The sequence below is a fragment of the Bradyrhizobium sp. KZN70725 genome (genome assembly GCF_055264925.1).
In genome coordinates, this window is record NZ_JBUYWT010000089.1 from 1 (window position 1) to 18,173 (window position 18,173).

An 18,173-nucleotide genomic window follows, 5' to 3' on the forward strand; every position below is an offset into this window, starting at 1 on the left:
AGCAGTTCCGACGTGTCGCAACCCGCTTCGAAAAAACGGCCCGGAATTACCGGGCCGTCGTCACTCTCGCTGCCATTGTTCTATGGATGCGCTAGTGTCCACACCACCTAGTGCTTTCGCAGGGACGACAGTTGTGATGCGGCACGTCATGTGCATCAAACGAGCGAGGAGGGCCTTTGGCGAGCACAGCGCTTTGGGCCCTCTGACCTCGCAATGACGGTGGAAGGTATCTTATCCCGCCAGCACCGCATCCGCGCCGGTCACCGCCTCGGCGCTTTCGGTCACGGTCTTTTCCAGCGACGGCGCCTGCACGGCGATGTTCTCGGCGAAGAAGCGCGCCAGCGCGACATAGCGCTGCGGCTCGGCTTCGCCGTTCGCCTTGGCGGCCAGCGCTTCGCCGGCGAGCATGCAGCCGCCGAGCGTTGCGGCGAACAGCCGCAGATAGGGCGTTGCGCCGGCCAGTGCCTCGTTCGGCGCCGAGGCGAGGCGCTCGAGCAGCCATTTGCTGGTGCGCTCCAGCGCGGCGTGCGCGTCGCGCAGCTTGGCGCCCGTGGTGCCGAACGCCGGATCGTTGGAGGTCTCGACCTGCTTGATGACGGCAGCGAGCTCGTCCAGCAGCGCCCAGACCGAGGCGCCGCCATTGGCGCCGAGCTTGCGGGTGACGAGGTCGATCGACTGGATGCCGTTGGTGCCCTCGTAGATCGAGGTGATGCGGGCGTCGCGATAATGCTGCGCGGCGCCGGTCTCCTCGATGAAGCCCATGCCGCCGTGGATCTGCACGCCGAGATAGGCGACCTCGTTGCCGATGTCGGTGGAGAAGGCCTTGGCGATCGGGGTCAGCAGCGCGCCGCGGGCCGCGGCCTCGGCGCGCACCTTGGCGTCCCTGGCGCGCACCGAAACGTCGAGCGCGACCGCGGTGGCGTAGCAGATCGTGCGCGCCGCCGCCGTCATGCTGCGCATCTGCATCAGCATGCGCTTGACGTCGGGATGCACGATGATCGGATCCATCCCGTCGCCCTTGTGGCCGATCGCCTTGCCTTGCCTTCGCTCCTGCGCATAGGCCAGCGCCTGCTGATAGGCGCGGTCGGCAATGCCGACGCCTTCGAGGCCGACGCCGAGGCGGGCCTGGTTCATCATCGTGAACATGCAGCGCATGCCCTGGTTTTCCTCGCCGATCAGATAACCGATCGCGCCGCCCTTATCGCCCATCGTCATGGTGCAGGTCGGCGAGGCGTGCATGCCGAGCTTGTGCTCGACGCCAGAGGCATGGATGTCGTTGCGATCGCCGAGCGAGCCGTCGGCATTGACCAGGAATTTCGGAACCAGGAATAGCGAGATTCCCTTGGTGCCCGAGGGGGCATCGGGCAATCGTGCAAGCACGAAATGCACGATGTTGTCGGTCATGTCGTGCTCGCCATAGGTGATGAAGATCTTGGTGCCCTTGATGCGGTAGGTGCCGTCGGGGGCGCGTTCGGCGCGGGTGCGCAGCGCGCCGACGTCGGAGCCGGCATTGGGCTCGGTGAGCTGCATCGTGCCGGTCCACTCGCCGGTGACCAGCTTCTCGAGATAGGTCTTCTTCAGCTCGGCGCTGCCATGGGCATCGAGCGCCTCGATCGCCGACAGCGTCAGCAGCGGGCAGAGGCCGAAGGCGACGTTCGACGCGCTCCAGATCTCGGTGCAGGCGGCGTTGACCGCGAGCGGCAGGCCCTGGCCGCCGAATGCTTCCGGCCCTGAGACCGCGTTCCAGCCCGCGGCGGTCCAGCGGTGGTAGGCGTCGGGCCAGCCCGGCGCGGTCGTCACCTTGCCGTTGTCGAGCTTGATGCCGTGCTCGTCGCCGACACGATTCAGCGGCGCCAGCACGTCGGAGGCGAACTTGCCGGCTTCTTCTAGCACCGCAGCGGTGATGTCGCCGTCGAAATCGCCGTAATGGCCGGCCTCCACGGCGGCAGCGAGCCCCGCACCGTGATTGAGGGACAGCAAGATATCGTTGATCGGCGCACGGTAGGTCATGGCGTTACTCCCGACGAGGCGTTTGCAAATTGTCATCCCATGAAACCGGCGCCCTCTCAACAGTCCGAACGGACATCGCACGGTCTGTTTCGGCCACCGCGGCGTCGCCTTATAAAGAGTACCGTCATCATCCTGCGGCTTTCGTGCCTTTTCGATCGCCACCCTGTTGAAATGGCGGGACTCACCCTATAGACCGACGTGGCCTTCGATCGGCGCGTTGGGGCGTAGCCAAGCGGTAAGGCAGCGGATTTTGATTCCGCCATTCGGAGGTTCGATCCCTCCCGCCCCAGCCATATGCAAGACGCTGATTTTGTTATGAAAACGGCCTTGCTCAAGGCGGAATTCCCGCGCATTTGGAAATTCCCTGTGCCTCCCATTTGGAAATTCTGTGCTGGTTTCGTTTTTGGTCGAAGGCAGATGAAAGTCGTCGCGCGTTGAACGTCGCTCAATTTGTCAAACTATTGAGCGGATGAACCCTGTCCGCGGGTTGTAAAGTTCCGGCCGCAGCCGTTGACATCGCGTCCGGATCGACGGTTGCACCCACCGCCGCCTTTTGCAGCTTTCAACGAAGCGCGAAGTCTATCCTTGAGATCGGACGCTGGTCTTAGAAATTGGGGAGGTCTGCGTTTCGTCTCGAGGTGATGCTGCTCCATCAGCATTCTGCTGATCGAGTTCCTTCTGCGCCAAGAGATGTGCATGCCGCTTACGGGTCGCAGCCAACGCTCGCATCATCGTTTCCTTGGCATAACCGCGATAGGCCTGTGCGGTCTTGTGGCCCGAGAGTGCGCGACCCTGGCCGTCCGTCAGTTCGGCTTCCTCGAGTTCGGTCATGCCGCCGTGTCGACATGCATCAAGCGTGAACAGCTTTGACACGCCGTCGATCTTCTTGCGCATCTGCTGCACCACTTTTTCCATGCCAGGGTAGGACCACACCTTGGCATCGCCTTTGCGTTCACCCTTTTGGATCCGGCGCATGATCATCGGGACGCCAAGCTTGGGCAGATGGCCCAAAATATCCTCCGCCTCGGCGTAAAACTTGACGGTCTCTCTATCGATAGTCTCTTCGAGCGGATGCCAGACCAACGCCTTGTTCTTGTGATGCTCGATGCGCACCGCGTGTGGCCAGTTCTTGCTGCGGTAGTCGGGCCAAGTCAAAAACCCGGCTACCACGTTCTCAGGCCGTTGCAGCCATTCAAAGCAAATCACCGCGACGGCCGCGGGTTCAGGCCGCCCTTCTTTGATGCAGCCCCATGCAAATTTATAGACCTCTTCTCGAGTGACCGCGTGCTTCTTGGTCTTGGTACGGCTCTTGAGGGTAAAATCGTCCCAGGGGTTCGGGTGCTTCTTATCGAACAACTCTGGGTGCAGCCGACGCATGATTCGCCACACCTTTCGGCAGAGGCCGACGACCTTTTCTCCCTGCCGCAGTCTGATGCCGTTCGGGCCGTTGATGATTTTGTCGTAGATTTTATCGGCGGCTCGTGGCGTAACTTCCATGATCTGTCGTTCGCCGATCCGCCGTCCGCTTTTACCGACCGTGTCGCAGATCATTTGCATGATCCGTTCGTAGTCTGGGCGCGACCGAGCTGAGACCTTCTCAGTATACGCCTTCTCCGTCTTGTATTGTCGGAATAGCCAATCGATCGTGCCATAGCGCGCGATCTTCCCCTGGTCGCCCGGCTGCCCTCTGCGGTAGTTGTTCCATTCATCGAACAAGGCATTGAGGGTGGCAGCGCGTCCGCCTTTGCCATCGCCGCCGCATGCGGTTTCGTAGCTCGTCCCAAGTGGCTCATTCGCCATCTCGCAGCCGAGCTTCCTGTAATGTGTGGGGATGCGGAAGTAGAATGCGGTCGATCCGCGGGCAAGCCGCCGTACCTCCACGAAGCGTGGAAGTGGGCGCTCCAACGTCACAAATCCTCGGCGAGGTCGCCCGGCACGATGTCCGGCGCAATAGCTCGGTCCAGATCGTCTCTCAACCACAGCTGACGCCTCCCTTCTTTCACACGTGGTTGAGGATACTCCTTACCGACTCGTTTGAGAAAGGCCTCGACAGTCAATTCTCCGCAGTACCCTGCTGCGACTCCAGCAGACATACGGCGCGGCCAAGAACCCGCTGGAATTATGGCAGGACGTGTCATCGGATGATGGCGTGAGCTGCTGAAATCGGTTCTTTGCTGGTGCTGCCCATCATGATGATCGCCAGCAGGATTGAAACTGCGGCGGCAATCGGATCGAAGAGGAGCGTAGTGCCGCGCCTGAAAAGGACACCTCGGACCTACCTGCCTCCGATGCTAGAGCGCGCCGTGGGAAGGCCGGGGCAGGAAGTGATCTGCCGACGTAGCAGAGAGTGAGGCGGGAGGGGGCCGAAACGGAGCTCGGAGAAATTGGTAAAGAGGGCAGTGGGCCGGAGTCCTACGCGCGGAGGCAGTCCGCCCAGAAAACCTAGACGTATTCACTGGCGCAACTCGCAAACCTCCGGCGAACAAGACAGAAGGAGGCGACACACTCCACCTGTCGCTTTGCTAGTTCCTTTGGTTTGTCTGCCGCTTGCGCAGATATTGCCAAATCCAAGCAGAGGTGTAGAGTTCTAACGATTTTCAACACGCTTAAATTTGACGCCGCCGCTACTGCGGTATGGTAAGTTCACATGTTCGATCCCGCGACCACCGCGCTATTGCGCGCCGTCCTAGATGAGGTTTGCGAAAGCGTTTCGCGGAGCGAGACCGGCGCTCGTACCCATGTGGCCTCGAAAATCCTGGAAGCCGCGACCAAAGGGGACATCTCTCCGGATCACCTCAAGCAGATCGGGCGCCACGCTCTCTCGCAGGCGCCGACGATGTGGAGATGACCGGAGGCGGGGGTGAATTTCCAGGTCACGGGCTTAAGATCCTGGTGAGCTATCCGGATGGATTTGCTGCGATGGCCGATCTCAAGCGCGACATGGCGATCCTGGACCAGCGGCCGGGACTGGGCAGATCGCACAAAGCGTCTGGTTGCGCGTGTACCTGACCTCGACATCTTTTCGCAACGTCTCGTCGAGCGCGAAAACGGCGGCTGGAAGATCACCGTCAAGGGACGGACAGTGCTAGAGTTCATGGAGGCGTGCACCGGCGTCGAGACAGTGCCAGCCGAGAACAAGGATGCGCCCATACCACCGCTTCCGCAGCCGCCGGAGCGCGCTAGGCGACGACGCGAACGTCGCGAGCGGCGTCGTGAAGGTCGAGAACGGGCGCGGGCGAACGCTTCCTAGTCCTGCGGACGCAGGGCCGCCTTCGAAGGAGGATGCCGGATCCAGGCGTAGTTCATAGAAGCGACGAGGCAGAGCAGCAGCTCCAAGCCGCCGAAGATTGCGATGGTCCTGAACTCTTAATCAGCGGGTCCCAGGTTCGAGCCCCGGTGCGCCCACCGCCGAACTAAAACGGTTTTTCAAACGGTATTTTTTGCGGACCGGCTACCAGCCCACTCTCGACAATGTGATCAGCGTTATTGGGGGCAAGCAAAATCGTTCTAGCAGCCGCAACGAAGAAGCAGCGATCCGAGTGCCGGTAATTGGTCGACGGGACTAGCTTCGGGGGTGTGGCTTTGCCGAAGACGATAAGGACTCGGATGAAAGTGAGAGTGGCCGGGCTCCCTCAGCATTGTCAGACCCAGATGATCTTGCCGTTTCTAATCCAGAAATGAGCGCCGCACTTTTCCTTGGACACCCACAGAGACGGATGAAAAGTCGGTTTCCCATTAACAACTGAGATCTGCCACACCGGAGTGCGGGACTTCATTAAGTTCACGTCGATCGTGTCGCCGCAACCGCAGGGACATTGCATGATCGCCCACTTCGGCGAATCTCCCCCCACTACATAGAGCGTGCTGCCGAGCCTTTGCGGAAGTTCGGACCGGCTTCCAATTCGAACGACGTGAGAAATTTGGTGGCGTCGCCGAAACCGCAGCCAAAGGCTTACAAACCACAGCCAGAGGTTTGAAAAGAAGGCAATCAGGTTGTTCATTCAGGACGCCACGTCGTGTCGAGGAAAGGGCGCACATCGCCCCGACCCCAGTTATAGCTGTCGGCGCAGAAGCAATCGTGCCGCGGTGCAAGCTTGTTGGTCCGCACCGATGTTTGATCGATGAGGTGCAGGACCTCGGTGCTTTCCCGATCTGCGCCCATGAAGCCGGTCAGGCGGTGCAAGAACTCCGTCACAGCGCTCGCCGCAATGGCGGTGGTGAACGCCACAACAGCCGGCGCAGGGTCGCCGAGCTCCGGGAGATAGCCCTCATCTTCCAAGGCCTGTGCTCCTTCTGGATCCGCCTCCCATTTGGCCTGCGCCGCGATCCGCTCAGCGGAAATTCGGCCACGGCAATGCAGGCAGGCCGCGCCGTTCATGAGGGTCGTAACGCGACCTTGGATCGATCGGATGACGCCATGCTCGGAGTCGATTTTGACGCCCATGTCGAAGATGGGCACGTAGTAGTAGATGGCGAACGAATTAAGAAGCGATCGTCCGAGTTCGTCATCGGTGCACCCCAAGATGATGTCGCAGTCGCGAAATCTCTTGAGCGCGGACTGATAGGAGATGGGCTTGTCGATCAACTCCAGCTTGGTTCCCAAGCCGATATCTGCGGCCAACCGCTGGGCGATCTTGATCTTGGCGACGGTGTCGTCGACGATCCGCGAGCCATAGACCCGGTTCACGTTGGACGATTCGAATGTCTCTCCATCGGAGATGATCAGGGTCCCGACGCCAAGCCGGATAAGTTGCTCAAGCACGCAGGATCCGGTGCCGCCGACCCCGACGATACCGATGCGAAGGCGCGATAGAAGGCGTTGTACGTCCGGCCCGAAGGCCCTGACTTGCCGGTCGAAGAAAGGCGGGAGTTCGGCTGCGCCAGCCTCAGAAAACCAGAAGCGGATTCGTCTGCCGATGATCCGGATGCGCTCCACGTCTGCCGTCGTCCCATCTGCCAGCCAGACGCGCGCGCTGGAAATTCCTTTCGGGGTGAGCACGAGCGAACCGTGAACCCCCGGCGTCCGAATGCGCGTGTAGGCGGTCTTGAAGAGTTTCGCCTCCTCGACATCGTCCTGACCTGAATGGTCGGGATAGCCCGTCGGATGGGAATGGACGAAGAGCAGGCACGATTTTTCATCGTTGGCCCGCTTCATTGCGCGCGTGTAGGCACGCGGCGCGATCTTCATGTGCACTGGCGACTGCTCAAGGATGTCGTCGCCGGTCACGGGCACACAGTTGCGGACAACCAGCCTAGTCTCGTTGTCGGTCTGCGCGATCCTGCAAATCAAGAATGCGGCCTGTTCGTCCGTGCTGGCCGCTAAATGCGTTTCCAGTGCCTCGTAATGTTTTTCGAGGAAGGTGACGGAATAGCGCATCACAGCCCTTTTGCCAGTTCCGTCTTAACCGTGGCTATGTAGGTCCGCAGATTGTCGACGCCGGGCCGCCATTTGCCGTCGGCGAAGTGGCGGGACCAACGCTGCCAGTTGCGCCCGCCGTGCTGTTCGTGCACGTCGGCCCTCAACGGCGCCCCGCCGTTCGGCAGCGACACGTCGGGATGCGTCCAGAACATGTCGAGCTTCGCGTTGGGATAGCCATTCGGAACGATGATCAGCAAATCAGCGCTTTGGGGCTTGTAACGCGGCAACGGAAAGTTCTTGATCACAATGTGAACCTGCTGACCGACCCGCGTAACGGTGAAGTCGTAGCCGGCGGCGGTCAGGAAGTCCGTGTCCACTTCCGGCAGCAACAACTCCTCGACATCAGTGATGGACACAATGCGCCCCCGGGTTCAGCGAAGACTGGGCGCTGTAGAAGTGATCGCCGTTCTTCAGCATCACCTGCGTGGCGTCGTTCGCGATCAACTCGTCGTCCCCCTTGCCGTGGACTTCGCGCCACAGGTCGTAGCCCGCGCCCACGTGCCCGAGGATGTAGAGCGCCGCGCCGGTCGTCGGGCTCGGCGACTTGTACTGCTTCTTGTCGATGTGGATGGTGATCTCGTGATCGTCACCACCTTGGCCGGGATTGCCGCCGCCCTGACCCGGATTGCCGTTCGCCATTTTCCTTCTCCTGCTCGTCAGTGTTTCTTGTCGCGGGGCGGATACGGATCTCGGCCCGGCGCGACGGTGTCGGAATCGCGCCATTTCCCATCGCGTCCCTGAATGCGTACTTCGCCTCCGCCCAAGTTGCGGACCGTGGACTTGGCCTGCTGCTCCGCACGGCTTTGTTTGTGGTGGATGCTTTCTGGGACGGTGACGCCGCCCTTCTTCACGGCCCAGTCGCTACCGTGCCTGACCACGAACCTATCGTTCTTCGACATTTCTATTGCTCCTAGTACCGGCCTGTGCCGTTGATCGCTAAATATATACGGCTTGCTAAATTTTACAAGCAGACAGCAAGCAGGCTTGATATATTTAGCAAAATCAATAAGATTCATCGCGCACGGACCTATTATCCGTCGCTGTATCAGGAGGACGAATGGCTCATGACACAACTGAAGCACCTCGGACCGATTCGCTGGGCGACTATCTCAAAACGGTAAGGCTCGGCCTCAAAATGACCCTGCGAGATGTTGAGAAGGCAACGCAAGGTGACGTCTCCAACGCTTACTTGTCGCAGCTTGAGAATGGCAAGATCGAGAATCCGTCACCGCACATCCTCCACGCATTGTCGCAGGCCTATAAAGTTTCTTACAAAAGCCTCATGACCCGCGCCGGTTATGTAGTGCCGAACAGCGCGGAGCGTACGAGCGGCAAGAAACATGGCAGCGCCGCCACCTTCGCCATTGAAAATCTCAGTGCCGCCGAAGAGAGGGCGCTGCTGGAATATCTGGCGTTCTACCGTTCGAAACGGAGCTGATGTGAGAAAGCCCGATGATGCGACACTAAGTGCCGGTCAGCGGGCCAAGGTTCGCGCTGAAGCCGAACGCGCGCTGTGCGAAGCGGGCGCGTTCGGCGTATTCCCGACCCCAGTGGAACGGATCATGGCCGTTGCCAAGGTCGAGGAAGTTCACGACCACGTGCTAGACGAGGGTTTTCTGGCGAAGCTGCGGACGGACGCCGGCGGCTTGGTTAAATCTGCGCTTTCCAAGGTCCTCGGTCTTTTCCATGCTAAGGAAGGGCTCGTCTTTCTCGATCATACGCTTGTGAAGGTGAAGAAGACCTTCGTGCGCCTTCATGAAGCTGCCCACGGTTTTCTTCCATGGCAACGCAGTATGTACGCCTTGGTCGAAGACTGCGACCATGCGCTCGAGTCGGATGTCGCCGCGCTCTTTGATCGGGAAGCGAGCGTCTTCGCTTCGGAAGTGCTGTTCCAGATCGATACCTTTGCTGATGATGCTCGAAACCGGGAGTTCAGCATCTGGACCCCTGTGAGGATGAGCAAGGACTACGGCGCATCAATCTACGCCGCTGTCAGACAATACGTCTCGAAGCACGATAAGCTGTGCGCAGTCCTCGTCTTGAATATGCCGCAGCTCGTTGAAGGCGATGGGTTCGTCTCAACGCTGCGCAGGCATATCGTTTCAGATTCTTTTCTTGCAACGTTCGGTAATTCTCTCTGGGCAGACAAATACACACCTGATGATCGTATCGGGGCAATGATTCCGCTCGGCGGTCGCAAATACTCAGGTAAGCGGAACTTGCCGCTTGCAGACCTCAATGGCGTACAACACGACTGCATTGCTGAGGCCTTCACACAAGGACATCAGGTGTTCATCTTGATTCACGCAATCAAAACACTGACCGCCAGGACGATCATACTGCCCGCATAATGTGCTCTGGAAATATCCAGTCTCTTCGGCGTGGTATTCTGTGCGTTCCTTCGTTACGGTTGGTGGAGACTGTGCCAGGAAAACGCCTGCTCTCTGATTGTTCTTCGGCTAAGTGAGAGAGCGAGCAGACGATCAGTTCTGTTGCAGTAATCAGGTTCAGATCTGTCGACCACCAATTTCGTCAGGGGACGAATCCCCACTCCTTGCGCGCCGTCCAATTCTCCGGAAAGCCCATTTCGGCAATCGGCAGATGTGCAGTGGCATCCACCAGCGCGCGCAGCTGTTCGGCCCAACTGTTGTTCGTCCATATCTTTTGCAGCAGAATCTGCATGGTGAGAAGGGATGCGTAAATTCGTTCGTTCTGACTGCCGTTGAATTGCGCGCGGCGATCGGCGGGCACGATCGGCTTGATCGTCATCTGATGGTTCCACAATCGGGAATGATGCGCGCAAAGATTGCGGACGTAGGACATCGAGTGCAGCCAGGAACTGAGAACCTGATGGTTTAATGCAAACTTCCTGCAAGTCTCCTTCACCTCCGGACTCTTCAGAAACTTGAAGCAGTGGGACACCGACCCGAACGATATGATCTCGAATGCCATCCAGCACGGCGGCATCTCGGGGTGGTTGTAGGTCTTATAGTAGTGCTTGATGAAACTCTGGTGGCTCTGTTCAACCTGCTTTCTCACGTCCGCCACGAACTTGTCGTGCCAATCGGCCACGTCGAACTTCGCCTTGTCCTTGCTGTAGAACCAACTTGGGGCTCCAAACAGCCCTTGGTTCAGATACCAGTGCGCGCCGTGCTGGAGAGCCAACGAATCGGAGATCGATACCCGGGCCGCGATTTCGATCTTCTCCACCGCCTCGATGATCAGCAGGCGCAGCTTGCGGTCGAAGATGTAGCGGTCGTGGACCGACTCGAACGTGGTGCCCGGCAGATAGCGGTCGCTGCCGTCCTCGTCGACGGTCTTGAATTGATGCAGGTAGCCGGTCAGACGGTAGTAACCGATATGTTCGAGGTGCCCGTGCGCGCCCGCCCAGTCGTCGAACTTGAGCCCGCGTTCGGCCAGCAGCGTGGCGAGGTCGTGCAGCCCTAGGGCGGGTTTTCGGAAAGGGTTATGCGCCAACGACGGGGTAGGCCTTAGGCAATAAAAAACCCAGCCATATGCGCATCGTTGAGAGGCGGGCCAGGTATTGTTAATGCGAAGATAGGGCCCGAAAGATAAAAGGTCAATTACTTTTCGAGGGATTTTCTGTCGAATTCAGCGGGGTTTCGACCCCGTTTAGCTCGTTTTGGCGCTTTCGAACAGGCGATCCCAGGATAGCCGCCTAGCTCGAATTTTCAATGATTCGGGACAAGCGGTCGTTCGGACTCCGGCCCACCCAAGGCTGGCTACTTGAGTAGTGATCGATGTGATCTTTTGATCCCGTCCGCCTCGTGGCGTGCGCCCGGATCTGACACGACCTTCAGAGCGAACTGGCCAACAGGTCGAGCGGATTCGATCGTAACATTCCTACCTGCTCTTGCGACCAACGCCTTCAGCCGATCGAACTCGCCGCACCATATCGTTTCCATGTCGCGGTTACGGTTCGCGTCACGCGCTTCGGCCGAACTGCCGATGCCTACGGCCCTGACCTGGAGGAGATCCGACTTCGATCCGCCCGAGAGCTCGACTCCGTAGCCCGGATTGGCTGCCTTTCGCAGAACGATCTGGCCGTTCTGTACCGAAGCGGTCGCCATTCCCTCGGACACCTCGCACCCGAGGTTGGCGAGGCCCTCGAGCACGGCGCGCCTGCGCTCTCGAGCGCGCGCAGAACCTATTTCCCTGGCCCGTTCGGGGGCTCGATTTTGACAACGACAGCGCCTTCATGAACGACACGGTCGTGTCGTGGTGCCGTTCTCACGATGTCGAAGTCACTCGTTCCAGGGCCTACAAGAAGAACGATCAGGCATTCGTTGAACAAAAGAACGGAGCTATCGTTCGCCGCCTAGTGGGCTACGGGCGGTTTGAAGGGCATTGATGCCGCTCGCTCATTAGCTCGCCTGTTTGCGGCGGCACGGCTGCACATCAATTTCTTCCAGCCCTCGTTTAAGCTGAAGGAGAAGCACCGCGAAGGTGCCAAGATGATCAAGCGCTATCTTCCTCCCGCTACGCCGTACGAAAGAGCATTGGTCCACCCGAGGCTCAATGAGGCATTCAAAGGTCGGCTGCGAGAGATTTACCGGACGCTTGATCCGGTGGCATTGCTGGCACAGATGCGGGACGCTCAGAATGAGCTGGGTAAGCGCGTCGATCAACGGGCTGGAAAGCCAGCGATGACTGTCGCGCAGGGGCACAGCGACTTGGCGGCCTTTGCCCGAGAGCTCGGCGATGGTTGGAAACAGGGTGAGCAGCGGGGCATTCATCGGCGTCGCTATGTGCGGCGCAAGCCTGTGCCACGTCGGCCATCGATGCTCGACCCCTACATTCCCATCATCGAGGAATGGCTCGCCGCGGCTCCGCACTAGGATCCGCGGTCGATCTTCGCTCCCGCCTGGAAGCGCATGCGCCTGGCCGGTTCAGCGGCCATCAGCGGCGCACGGTACAGCGATTGGTGAAGAATTGGCGATCAAAGGCCGCTCGACAGCTCATCAGCAGCACAGAGATCACACTATCGGTCCAAGCTTCGTGCCTTAGTATTTAATCCTGACAGGTTCTTTCGCCGAAGCACCGCAAGCCGCTCGCTCGCTACGGCGCTCTGGAGGGCGCGCTTCGCAAGCGGCTTGCTCCGACTCGCGGCAGCCGATCCAGAAGACACCAGGGTGCGCTTCGGTAACATTGTCATCTGAGGCAATATGAGGGGGCAGTTTTCCATGGCGCGCGACACCTTGCGATTGGCGCACATGCGCCGATTCCAGTCGGGCGCGCCGGGCGTCGAAGGCGCCCTGTCGGCCAGCCGGAATCTTCGGTTCGGCGCCGGCGCGAAGCCATCCTCGGAACCCGCATTCCAAGGATTGAAAATCGGAGCGGATCCGGAACCGGACCGCCGGGCGGTGGACCGCCGGCGGGACCGCTCGCACCCGGTTTCCGGCTTCTTGCCGTCCGTGGAATCGAATCCTTCGAACGCCGGGAGCGCCGCGGCGGGCTCTCCCGTCGCATCGGCGTGGGTTCGCCTGTTGCGCGAAAACCCAGTTCGAGCAACAGCAGCGAAGACGCTGCTGGCAGGCTCGTAGGTGCAGCCTGGCCAAGGGGCACGCCTCCGATGGTATTCGGATCAGCCAAGCGCATTGATCGGCCTCGAAATCGCGGCAGCTGGGGCAGGGAGCGATTTTTTGTTAGCCGTGCCGCAAGCGATGTGCCCCCGTTGTGCCCCGACTCCTCTAGGGCACATGCTAAGGGAAGCGACCCAATTAAGTCTTTGAAATCTGAAACGAAATGGTGGACGCACAAGGGATCGAACCTTGGACCTCTCCCGTGTGAAGGGAACGCTCTCCCGCTGAGCTATGCGTCCGGGATGTGACGTGCCAAAGGCCGCTGGTCGGCGGCCGGTCGATTAAGGCGCTTCGTCAGAGCGTGCGATTTACGAAGTGCCGGGTAGGGGTGTCAAGCCAAACCCTGCGGGAATCAGGCGCCTTGCTGGCGGGCGCGGGAGGCGTGTGACTGCAGCGCCCGGATGCGCTCGGCGAGCGTGCCGCCGCCCTCGGGTAACCCGCTGCCCGGCGAGACGCCGTTGGCGGGCTTGGCAGCCGCCTTGGCCGGCACCGTCGGCTCCGCCGCCAGCATGGCCTCGATCGCCGAATTCGGGCCCTCGAGTTGGATCGCGAGCTTGGCCACCTCGGCGGCAATGTCGTTGATGCGCTCGCGCAACAGCGCATTCTCCATCCGCTCGGTCGCCCAGGAGCTCTCGGCCTGCTGCTGGATCGCGTTGATGTCGCGCTGCAGCTTGCCGCGCTCGTCGCTGACGGTGCGCAGCTGCTCCTCGACTTGAGCCTTCTCCTGCCGCAGCTTGTCGAGCGCGGAGGATTTGCCGCCGCCCGCTGCCGCGATCTCCTCGCGCAGCTCCTGCACGGTCCGCTCGGCGGCGGCGTTGGCCTGCTTCAACTGGCCGTTCTCGAATTCGCGCTCGGCAAGCAGCTTGCCCTGGGTCGCAAGCCGCGTCTCAAGGTCGTTGACACGGTTGCCGAGCATCTCGGCTTCCTTGACCTGGGCGACGAGCTGGCGGTCGAGATCGGTGACGCGCTGGCTCAGATTTTCGACCCGGCCGCGCGCGTCGGTGAGGTCGCGCGTCGCGGTTTCCGACTGGCTGCGCTCCTGGGCGAGGCGGGCTTCGGTTGCCGCGAATTCCCTGGCGGCATCGCCGACCCGGTTCTTCAGCTCCTCGACCTGGGTCCGCACCGCGACCAGTTCGATCTGGCGGCTGTCGGCGGTCATCGCGCGGTCGTTGAGCTCGGCGTTGATCTTGCCGAGCTCGCCCTGCTTGTCGGTCAGCGCCTGCTCGGCGTTGCGCAACAGCTCGGTCTTGGCCGAGAACTCTTCCTCGGTGGCGCGAAGCTGATCCTTCATCGCCTTTTCGCGCGCTTCCAGCGCGAAGATCGCGGCGTTCTTCTCGCCGAGCTCGATCTTCATGCGGTTGATCGCATCGGTCTTCTTGCCGAGTTCGGCGAGCTGGCTCGTGGTCTTGCTCTTGAGCTGGTCGACGCTCATCTCGAGCCGGCGAGCCGACATGGCGAATTCGGCGCGGAGCTGGTCCTTGTCGGCCTGGATCTCGGCCATCGACAGCGGGGTGGCCGCCTCCATGCGGCGCGTGGTCAGCCGCACCGCCCGGTTGTGCACCAGCGGAACGATCATCAGGCCGCACAGCATCGAGATCAGGAAACCGATCGCCGCGTACATGATCGGCTCGATCATGAAGGGTCACTCCAAGAAAAGAAGGAATTTGTTAATCACAATGCCACGGCGGGCCGGCCAAAGGCCAGCCCGATTGCCGCGTTAACCTGAATTGCTAACCGTGCCGGAGCGCCGGCCTCATCGCCCGATCAGGGCTGCGACCTCGTGCTTCGTTCCGATTGAATCGGAACGAGGCTCTGGATTCTGTCCTGACGCGTTTTCTTGATGCGAACCGGCGTCCGCTTGGCTGGAAACGCTCTAGAACGGGTTCCAGGTCGCGCGCGGGGTGAATTTGAGATAGCCGACGCTGGCGCCGAGCCGCAAGCCGATGCCCGAGCGAATCGGGACCAGCACGATGTTGTTGGCGGTCAGCGCCGTCATGCCGAAGCCGCCGACGATATAGGCCGAGCCGTCGATGCCGACGAAGCGCTGATAGATCGCCTGGGTCGAAGGCAGGTTGTAGACCAGCGTCATGGTCCTCGCGCCGTCGCCGCCCCAGTCGAAGCCGACCGAGGGACCCTGCCAGTAGACCCTGAGGTCGCCGGCGTTCTTGGTGTAGAGCGTGCCTTCGCCATAGCGCAGCCCGGCCACGAAGGCGCCGGAGCCTTCCTCGCCGAGCACATAACCATTGGGCAGGCCCCACTGGCTGACGGCGCGCTCGATGACCGAGGCGAGTCCGCGCGAGACATTGCCGAAGAACTTGTGTCCGGCATTGACCAATTCGTCGGGCCCGTAAGTATACGGGGTCGGCTCACGCTGTGGCGGCGGATATTGCGGTGGCGGGCCCTGCTGCGCGGACGCCCCTGCGCTCCAGCACATCAGCGCGGCAAACGCGACCGCGGCAAGGCGTGATGCGAAAGTCATTAAGAACCCCTGCTATCGAAATCCGGGCGCTGCCCTTTAACCTGATGCCAACAGGCACGGCTCTAGGTTGCGCCCGGTGTCCCCTCGACTCGGATGTTATCGGTATCAACTATGACGGCACAACGGCAGGAAAGATATGGATCGTGCCGGGGGATGGCGTTTTTCGGCCTGTTGGCGGGCATTTTGGCGGCCATCTGGCCGTCCTTGCCTGTTCAGGCCACCACAACCGAGCGCGTGGTGACGAACCGCTACTCCGGATTGGCGATCGAGGGATTCGATCCCGTCGCCTATTTCACCGACGCCGCCGCCACCCAGGGGCGGCCGGAATTCGAGGCGGCGGAGAACGGCGTGGTCTGGCGTTTCCGCAACGAGGGCAACCGCGCTTCGTTCGTGGCGCATCCCGAAATCTATGGCCCGCAATTCGGCGGTTACGATCCGACCGATCTGGTGCGGGGCGTCACCTGCGCGGGCAATCCGCGATTCTGGGCCGTCGTCGGGAACAGGCTTTACCTGTTCAACCGGGAACGCAGCCGTGACGTGTTCGCCGCCGATCCCGCGCGCTTTTTGAAGGAAGCCGCGGCGCGTTGGCCGGAGCTGGAAGACAATCTCGCGCAGTGATCACGGCGCCGCGGCCGGATCGCCCGAGGCAATGAATTCCGGCACCAGGAAGTCTTCGCGGCCGAGCCCGAAATGCAACGGGCTGCCGTTCGAATCGGTGACCTTGCCGCCGGCCGCTACGACGACCGCGTGACCTGCCGCAACATCCCACTCCGATGTCGGCGACAGGCGGGGATAGATATCGACTTCGCCCTCGGCGACACGGCCGAATTTGACCGCCGAGCCCAGCACGGCGCGGACCGCGTTGCCGCGCGCGTCGATGAAGGCTTCGGTGCGCGCATCGCCATGCGAGCGGCTCACTGCCACCGTCCATGGCGCGCCGCGCGGCGGGCAGGGACGGGTCTTGATCGGCACCGCCTGCGAAACCGCGCCGCCCTGCAGCGTCAACCGCTCCGCGCCCTTGCCGACGATGCCGCGCCAGATCAGCCCGAGCGCCGGTGCGCCGACGATGCCGAGCAGCGGCACGCCTTGCGTGACCAGCGCCACATTGACGGTGAATTCATTGCGGCCGGCAACGAACTCCTTGGTGCCGTCGAGCGGATCGATCAGGAAGAAACTGTCTTTATAGGGCGGCGTCGCCAGATGGACGCGCTCCTCGGACAGCAGCGACACCTGCGGCGCGAGCCGCGTCAGCCCTTCGACGATGATGTGGTCGGCGGCGAGATCGGCCTCGGTGACCGGCGACCCATCGTCCTTGCCGGCAACATTCATCGTCGAACGATTGACCGCAAGAATCGCGTCGCCGGCGCGGATCACCAGTTCGGTCAGTGATTCGAGCAGCGTCGCGGCGGCCTCGCAGCCGATCAGGGACGGCTTTGCCTTATTCATGTGCGGGTCTCATGTCAGCGGGTCGCATATCCTGTTTGTGTTCCCTGAGATCATGATGCGATGACGGAGCATCGCATCATGATCTCATCTCCTTGTTTGAGCATGATCTTTTCGGAAAACCGGTTTCCACTTTTCCGGATCATGCTTTATCAGTCCCGCCGCAAGCTGGCAGCATCCGTCTGCGCGGTGTATCAAGCCGACAGGCATGCGTGATTCGCACTCCTCGGTCGGCGTGCGGCTTTCCAGGAAACAATTGATGTCTGGCACTTCGTCTCCCGGTCCCGCTCCCGATGCGCTCGAACTCGCGGCGCTCTTGTGCTCGCGGGTCTGTCACGATCTCATCAGTCCGGTCGGCGCGATCGTCAATGGGCTTGAGGTCCTTGACGACAATCCCAAGCCCGAAGATCGCGACTTCGCGCTCGATCTGATTCGCAAGAGCGCCAAGACCGCTTCGGCGCGGCTGCAGTTCTGCCGGCTGGCGTTCGGCGCGGCCGGTTCCTCCGGCGCGCAGATCGACCTCGGAGATGCCCAGAACATGGCGAAGGGGCATATCGAGGACGGCAAGGTGACGCTGACCTGGAATTTGCCGCGGCTGCTGTTGCCCAAGAACCGGGTCAAGCTGCTCTTGAACATGCTGGTCATCGCGCAGCAGACCATTCCGCGCGGCGGCACGCTCACCATCGACCCGGTCGGCGAAGGCGAGGCGATGAGCTTCCGCATCACGGCTGCGGGCCTCAATGCGCGCGTGCCGCAGAACATCGTCGATCTCCTGAATGCGACCTCGTCGAACACGGTCGATGCGCATGCGGTGCAACCGCACTACACCCGCCTGCTGGCGGAAGCCTGCGGGCTGAAAGTGACGCTCGCGCTCGACGGCGACAAGGTCATCATTGCCGCGTCCTGACCGCGGCCGCGCCGATATCATTAATCAAAGGTTACGACCGGCCGCGCGATTCGATCGCGCGGCCTTATCTCTTTGTTGATCCCGTTCCTTTCCATTTGCTCAACCAAACTTAAACGCTTTGCGGAGAAGCTGACTTGAGTTCCGTCAGGCGCGTCGATGTTGCGCGCCGCTGCGTTTTCGGCGTTTTTCGAAGGTTGGTTTCATGGACGATCTGTTGCGCGAGTTCCTGACGGAGAGCAGCGAGAGCCTGGATACGGTCGACAACCAGCTGGTGCAGTTCGAGCAGGATCCGAACAACGCGAAGATCCTGGA

General features: G+C 61.0%; 19 protein-coding genes, 2 tRNA genes and 2 pseudogenes. 10 read left to right on the forward strand and 13 right to left on the reverse strand.

What is annotated here, in order from left to right:
* Nucleotides 1–95, forward strand: a pseudogene (locus ACZBJS_RS39450) (IS5/IS1182 family transposase); the annotation flags it as partial.
* Between the two features lie 136 nt (nt 96–231).
* Here ACZBJS_RS39450 and ACZBJS_RS39455 read toward each other — a convergent pair.
* Complete coding sequence (locus ACZBJS_RS39455; RefSeq protein WP_463440094.1) at nt 232–2,010, reverse strand: acyl-CoA dehydrogenase family protein; 1,779 nt, start codon at nt 2,008–2,010, stop codon at nt 232–234.
* A gap of 218 nt (nt 2,011–2,228) precedes the next feature.
* Here ACZBJS_RS39455 and ACZBJS_RS39460 point away from each other — a divergent pair.
* A tRNA-Gln gene (locus ACZBJS_RS39460) sits at nt 2,229–2,303 on the forward strand.
* A 286-nt stretch (nt 2,304–2,589) separates the two neighbouring features.
* Here ACZBJS_RS39460 and ACZBJS_RS39465 read toward each other — a convergent pair.
* Nucleotides 2,590–3,915 (reverse strand): hypothetical protein, encoded by a 1,326-nt coding sequence (locus ACZBJS_RS39465; protein ID WP_463440095.1) that lies wholly within the window; start codon nt 3,913–3,915, stop codon nt 2,590–2,592.
* 742 nt (nt 3,916–4,657) lie between these two features.
* Between ACZBJS_RS39465 and ACZBJS_RS39470 the strand changes: the two genes are divergently transcribed.
* Complete coding sequence (locus ACZBJS_RS39470) at nt 4,658–4,858, forward strand: hypothetical protein (protein WP_141340072.1); 201 nt, start codon at nt 4,658–4,660, stop codon at nt 4,856–4,858.
* Between the two features lie 12 nt (nt 4,859–4,870).
* Nucleotides 4,871–5,260, forward strand: a pseudogene (locus ACZBJS_RS39475) (hypothetical protein).
* A 391-nt stretch (nt 5,261–5,651) separates the two neighbouring features.
* On the opposite strand, the gene ACZBJS_RS39480 reads toward ACZBJS_RS39475, so the two are convergent.
* The 5 genes from ACZBJS_RS39480 to ACZBJS_RS39500 are packed head-to-tail and all read right to left on the reverse strand — an operon-like array spanning nt 5,652 to nt 8,328.
* Nucleotides 5,652–6,011, reverse strand: a complete 360-nt coding sequence (locus ACZBJS_RS39480; protein WP_229160820.1) for a ubiquitination-like system serine protease family protein — start codon at nt 6,009–6,011, stop codon at nt 5,652–5,654.
* A complete protein-coding gene (locus tag ACZBJS_RS39485) occupies nt 6,008–7,387 on the reverse strand; it encodes a ThiF family adenylyltransferase (protein ID WP_229160818.1) in 1,380 nt (459 codons plus the stop codon). The genes ACZBJS_RS39480 and ACZBJS_RS39485 overlap by 4 nt, the downstream gene beginning before the upstream one ends.
* A complete protein-coding gene (locus tag ACZBJS_RS39490; RefSeq protein WP_229160816.1) occupies nt 7,387–7,785 on the reverse strand; it encodes an E2/UBC family protein in 399 nt (132 codons plus the stop codon). Before ACZBJS_RS39490 ends, ACZBJS_RS39485 begins: the two co-directional genes overlap by 1 nt.
* Entirely contained in the window at nt 7,772–8,068 is a 297-nt protein-coding gene (locus ACZBJS_RS39495; protein WP_229160814.1) for a hypothetical protein, read from the reverse strand. Before ACZBJS_RS39495 ends, ACZBJS_RS39490 begins: the two co-directional genes overlap by 14 nt.
* 17 nt (nt 8,069–8,085) lie before the next feature.
* The gene (locus ACZBJS_RS39500; protein WP_229160812.1) at nt 8,086–8,328 is read right to left on the reverse strand and encodes a DUF2188 domain-containing protein; all 243 of its coding nucleotides are present in this window, start codon (nt 8,326–8,328) and stop codon (nt 8,086–8,088) included.
* A 158-nt stretch (nt 8,329–8,486) separates the two neighbouring features.
* Between ACZBJS_RS39500 and ACZBJS_RS39505 the strand changes: the two genes are divergently transcribed.
* Together ACZBJS_RS39505 and ACZBJS_RS39510 are read left to right on the forward strand one after the other, a co-directional pair.
* A complete protein-coding gene (locus tag ACZBJS_RS39505; protein ID WP_229160810.1) occupies nt 8,487–8,867 on the forward strand; it encodes a helix-turn-helix domain-containing protein in 381 nt (126 codons plus the stop codon).
* A 1-nt stretch (nt 8,868) separates the two neighbouring features.
* Nucleotides 8,869–9,780 carry a hypothetical protein gene (locus tag ACZBJS_RS39510; protein ID WP_229160808.1) on the forward strand — a complete coding sequence of 304 codons (912 nt, stop codon included), beginning with the start codon at nt 8,869–8,871 and terminating at the stop codon, nt 9,778–9,780.
* 181 nt (nt 9,781–9,961) lie between these two features.
* Here ACZBJS_RS39510 and ACZBJS_RS39515 read toward each other — a convergent pair whose 3' ends face one another.
* Together ACZBJS_RS39515 and ACZBJS_RS39520 are read right to left on the reverse strand one after the other, a co-directional pair.
* Nucleotides 9,962–10,906, reverse strand: coding sequence for an Abi family protein (locus ACZBJS_RS39515; protein ID WP_229160806.1), 945 nt, complete (start codon nt 10,904–10,906; stop codon nt 9,962–9,964).
* Nucleotides 10,907–11,172: 266 nt separating this feature from the next.
* On the reverse strand, nt 11,173–11,520 hold the full coding sequence (locus ACZBJS_RS39520; protein WP_229160804.1) for a hypothetical protein: 348 nt from the start codon (nt 11,518–11,520) through the stop codon (nt 11,173–11,175).
* Nucleotides 11,521–11,787: 267 nt separating this feature from the next.
* Here ACZBJS_RS39520 and ACZBJS_RS39525 point away from each other — a divergent pair, with 267 nt between their 5' ends.
* The gene (locus ACZBJS_RS39525) at nt 11,788–12,288 is read left to right on the forward strand and encodes a hypothetical protein (protein ID WP_229160802.1); all 501 of its coding nucleotides are present in this window, start codon (nt 11,788–11,790) and stop codon (nt 12,286–12,288) included.
* Nucleotides 12,289–12,633: 345 nt separating this feature from the next.
* Nucleotides 12,634–12,993 (forward strand): hypothetical protein, encoded by a 360-nt coding sequence (locus ACZBJS_RS39530; RefSeq protein ID WP_229160800.1) that lies wholly within the window; start codon nt 12,634–12,636, stop codon nt 12,991–12,993.
* 203 nt (nt 12,994–13,196) lie between these two features.
* On the opposite strand, the gene ACZBJS_RS39535 is transcribed toward ACZBJS_RS39530, so the two are convergent.
* The 3 genes from ACZBJS_RS39535 to ACZBJS_RS39545 form a co-directional block, all read right to left on the reverse strand.
* A tRNA-Val gene (locus tag ACZBJS_RS39535) sits at nt 13,197–13,271 on the reverse strand.
* Between the two features lie 113 nt (nt 13,272–13,384).
* The gene (locus ACZBJS_RS39540; protein WP_057019308.1) at nt 13,385–14,668 is read right to left on the reverse strand and encodes a coiled-coil domain-containing protein; all 1,284 of its coding nucleotides are present in this window, start codon (nt 14,666–14,668) and stop codon (nt 13,385–13,387) included.
* A 237-nt stretch (nt 14,669–14,905) separates the two neighbouring features.
* Entirely contained in the window at nt 14,906–15,511 is a 606-nt protein-coding gene (locus ACZBJS_RS39545) for a DUF1134 domain-containing protein (protein WP_016843676.1), read from the reverse strand.
* A gap of 153 nt (nt 15,512–15,664) precedes the next feature.
* Between ACZBJS_RS39545 and ACZBJS_RS39550 the strand changes: the two genes are divergently transcribed.
* Nucleotides 15,665–16,129 carry a YHS domain-containing (seleno)protein gene (locus tag ACZBJS_RS39550; protein ID WP_057019309.1) on the forward strand — a complete coding sequence of 155 codons (465 nt, stop codon included), beginning with the start codon at nt 15,665–15,667 and terminating at the stop codon, nt 16,127–16,129.
* On the opposite strand, the gene cysQ is transcribed toward ACZBJS_RS39550, so the two are convergent.
* Complete coding sequence (gene cysQ, locus ACZBJS_RS39555; protein WP_253638925.1) at nt 16,130–16,957, reverse strand: 3'(2'),5'-bisphosphate nucleotidase CysQ; 828 nt, start codon at nt 16,955–16,957, stop codon at nt 16,130–16,132. It lies immediately after the preceding gene.
* Between the two features lie 256 nt (nt 16,958–17,213).
* Between cysQ and chpT the strand changes: the two genes are divergently transcribed.
* Nucleotides 17,214–17,861: a histidine phosphotransferase ChpT gene (chpT, locus tag ACZBJS_RS39560; RefSeq protein ID WP_092090064.1), complete on the forward strand. Its 648-nt coding sequence runs from the start codon at nt 17,214–17,216 to the stop codon at nt 17,859–17,861.
* The last annotated feature ends 312 nt before the right edge of the window (nt 17,862–18,173 follow it).

Coding starts and splice junctions, on each gene's coding strand:
- ACZBJS_RS39455 (WP_463440094.1), bottom strand. CDS start 2,010: ATGACCTACCGTGCGCCGATCAACGATATCTTGCTGTCCCTCAATCAC.
- ACZBJS_RS39470 (WP_141340072.1), top strand. CDS start 4,658: ATGTTCGATCCCGCGACCACCGCGCTATTGCGCGCCGTCCTAGATGAG.
- ACZBJS_RS39480 (WP_229160820.1), bottom strand. CDS start 6,011: ATGAACAACCTGATTGCCTTCTTTTCAAACCTCTGGCTGTGGTTTGTA.
- ACZBJS_RS39485 (WP_229160818.1), bottom strand. CDS start 7,387: ATGCGCTATTCCGTCACCTTCCTCGAAAAACATTACGAGGCACTGGAA.
- ACZBJS_RS39495 (WP_229160814.1), bottom strand. CDS start 8,068: ATGGCGAACGGCAATCCGGGTCAGGGCGGCGGCAATCCCGGCCAAGGT.
- ACZBJS_RS39500 (WP_229160812.1), bottom strand. CDS start 8,328: ATGTCGAAGAACGATAGGTTCGTGGTCAGGCACGGTAGCGACTGGGCC.
- ACZBJS_RS39505 (WP_229160810.1), top strand. CDS start 8,487: ATGGCTCATGACACAACTGAAGCACCTCGGACCGATTCGCTGGGCGAC.
- ACZBJS_RS39520 (WP_229160804.1), bottom strand. CDS start 11,520: ATGGCGACCGCTTCGGTACAGAACGGCCAGATCGTTCTGCGAAAGGCA.
- ACZBJS_RS39530 (WP_229160800.1), top strand. CDS start 12,634: ATGGCGCGCGACACCTTGCGATTGGCGCACATGCGCCGATTCCAGTCG.
- ACZBJS_RS39540 (WP_057019308.1), bottom strand. CDS start 14,668: ATGATCGAGCCGATCATGTACGCGGCGATCGGTTTCCTGATCTCGATG.
- ACZBJS_RS39545 (WP_016843676.1), bottom strand. CDS start 15,511: ATGACTTTCGCATCACGCCTTGCCGCGGTCGCGTTTGCCGCGCTGATG.
- ACZBJS_RS39550 (WP_057019309.1), top strand. CDS start 15,665: ATGGCGTTTTTCGGCCTGTTGGCGGGCATTTTGGCGGCCATCTGGCCG.
- cysQ (WP_253638925.1), bottom strand. CDS start 16,957: ATGAATAAGGCAAAGCCGTCCCTGATCGGCTGCGAGGCCGCCGCGACG.
- chpT (WP_092090064.1), top strand. CDS start 17,214: ATGTCTGGCACTTCGTCTCCCGGTCCCGCTCCCGATGCGCTCGAACTC.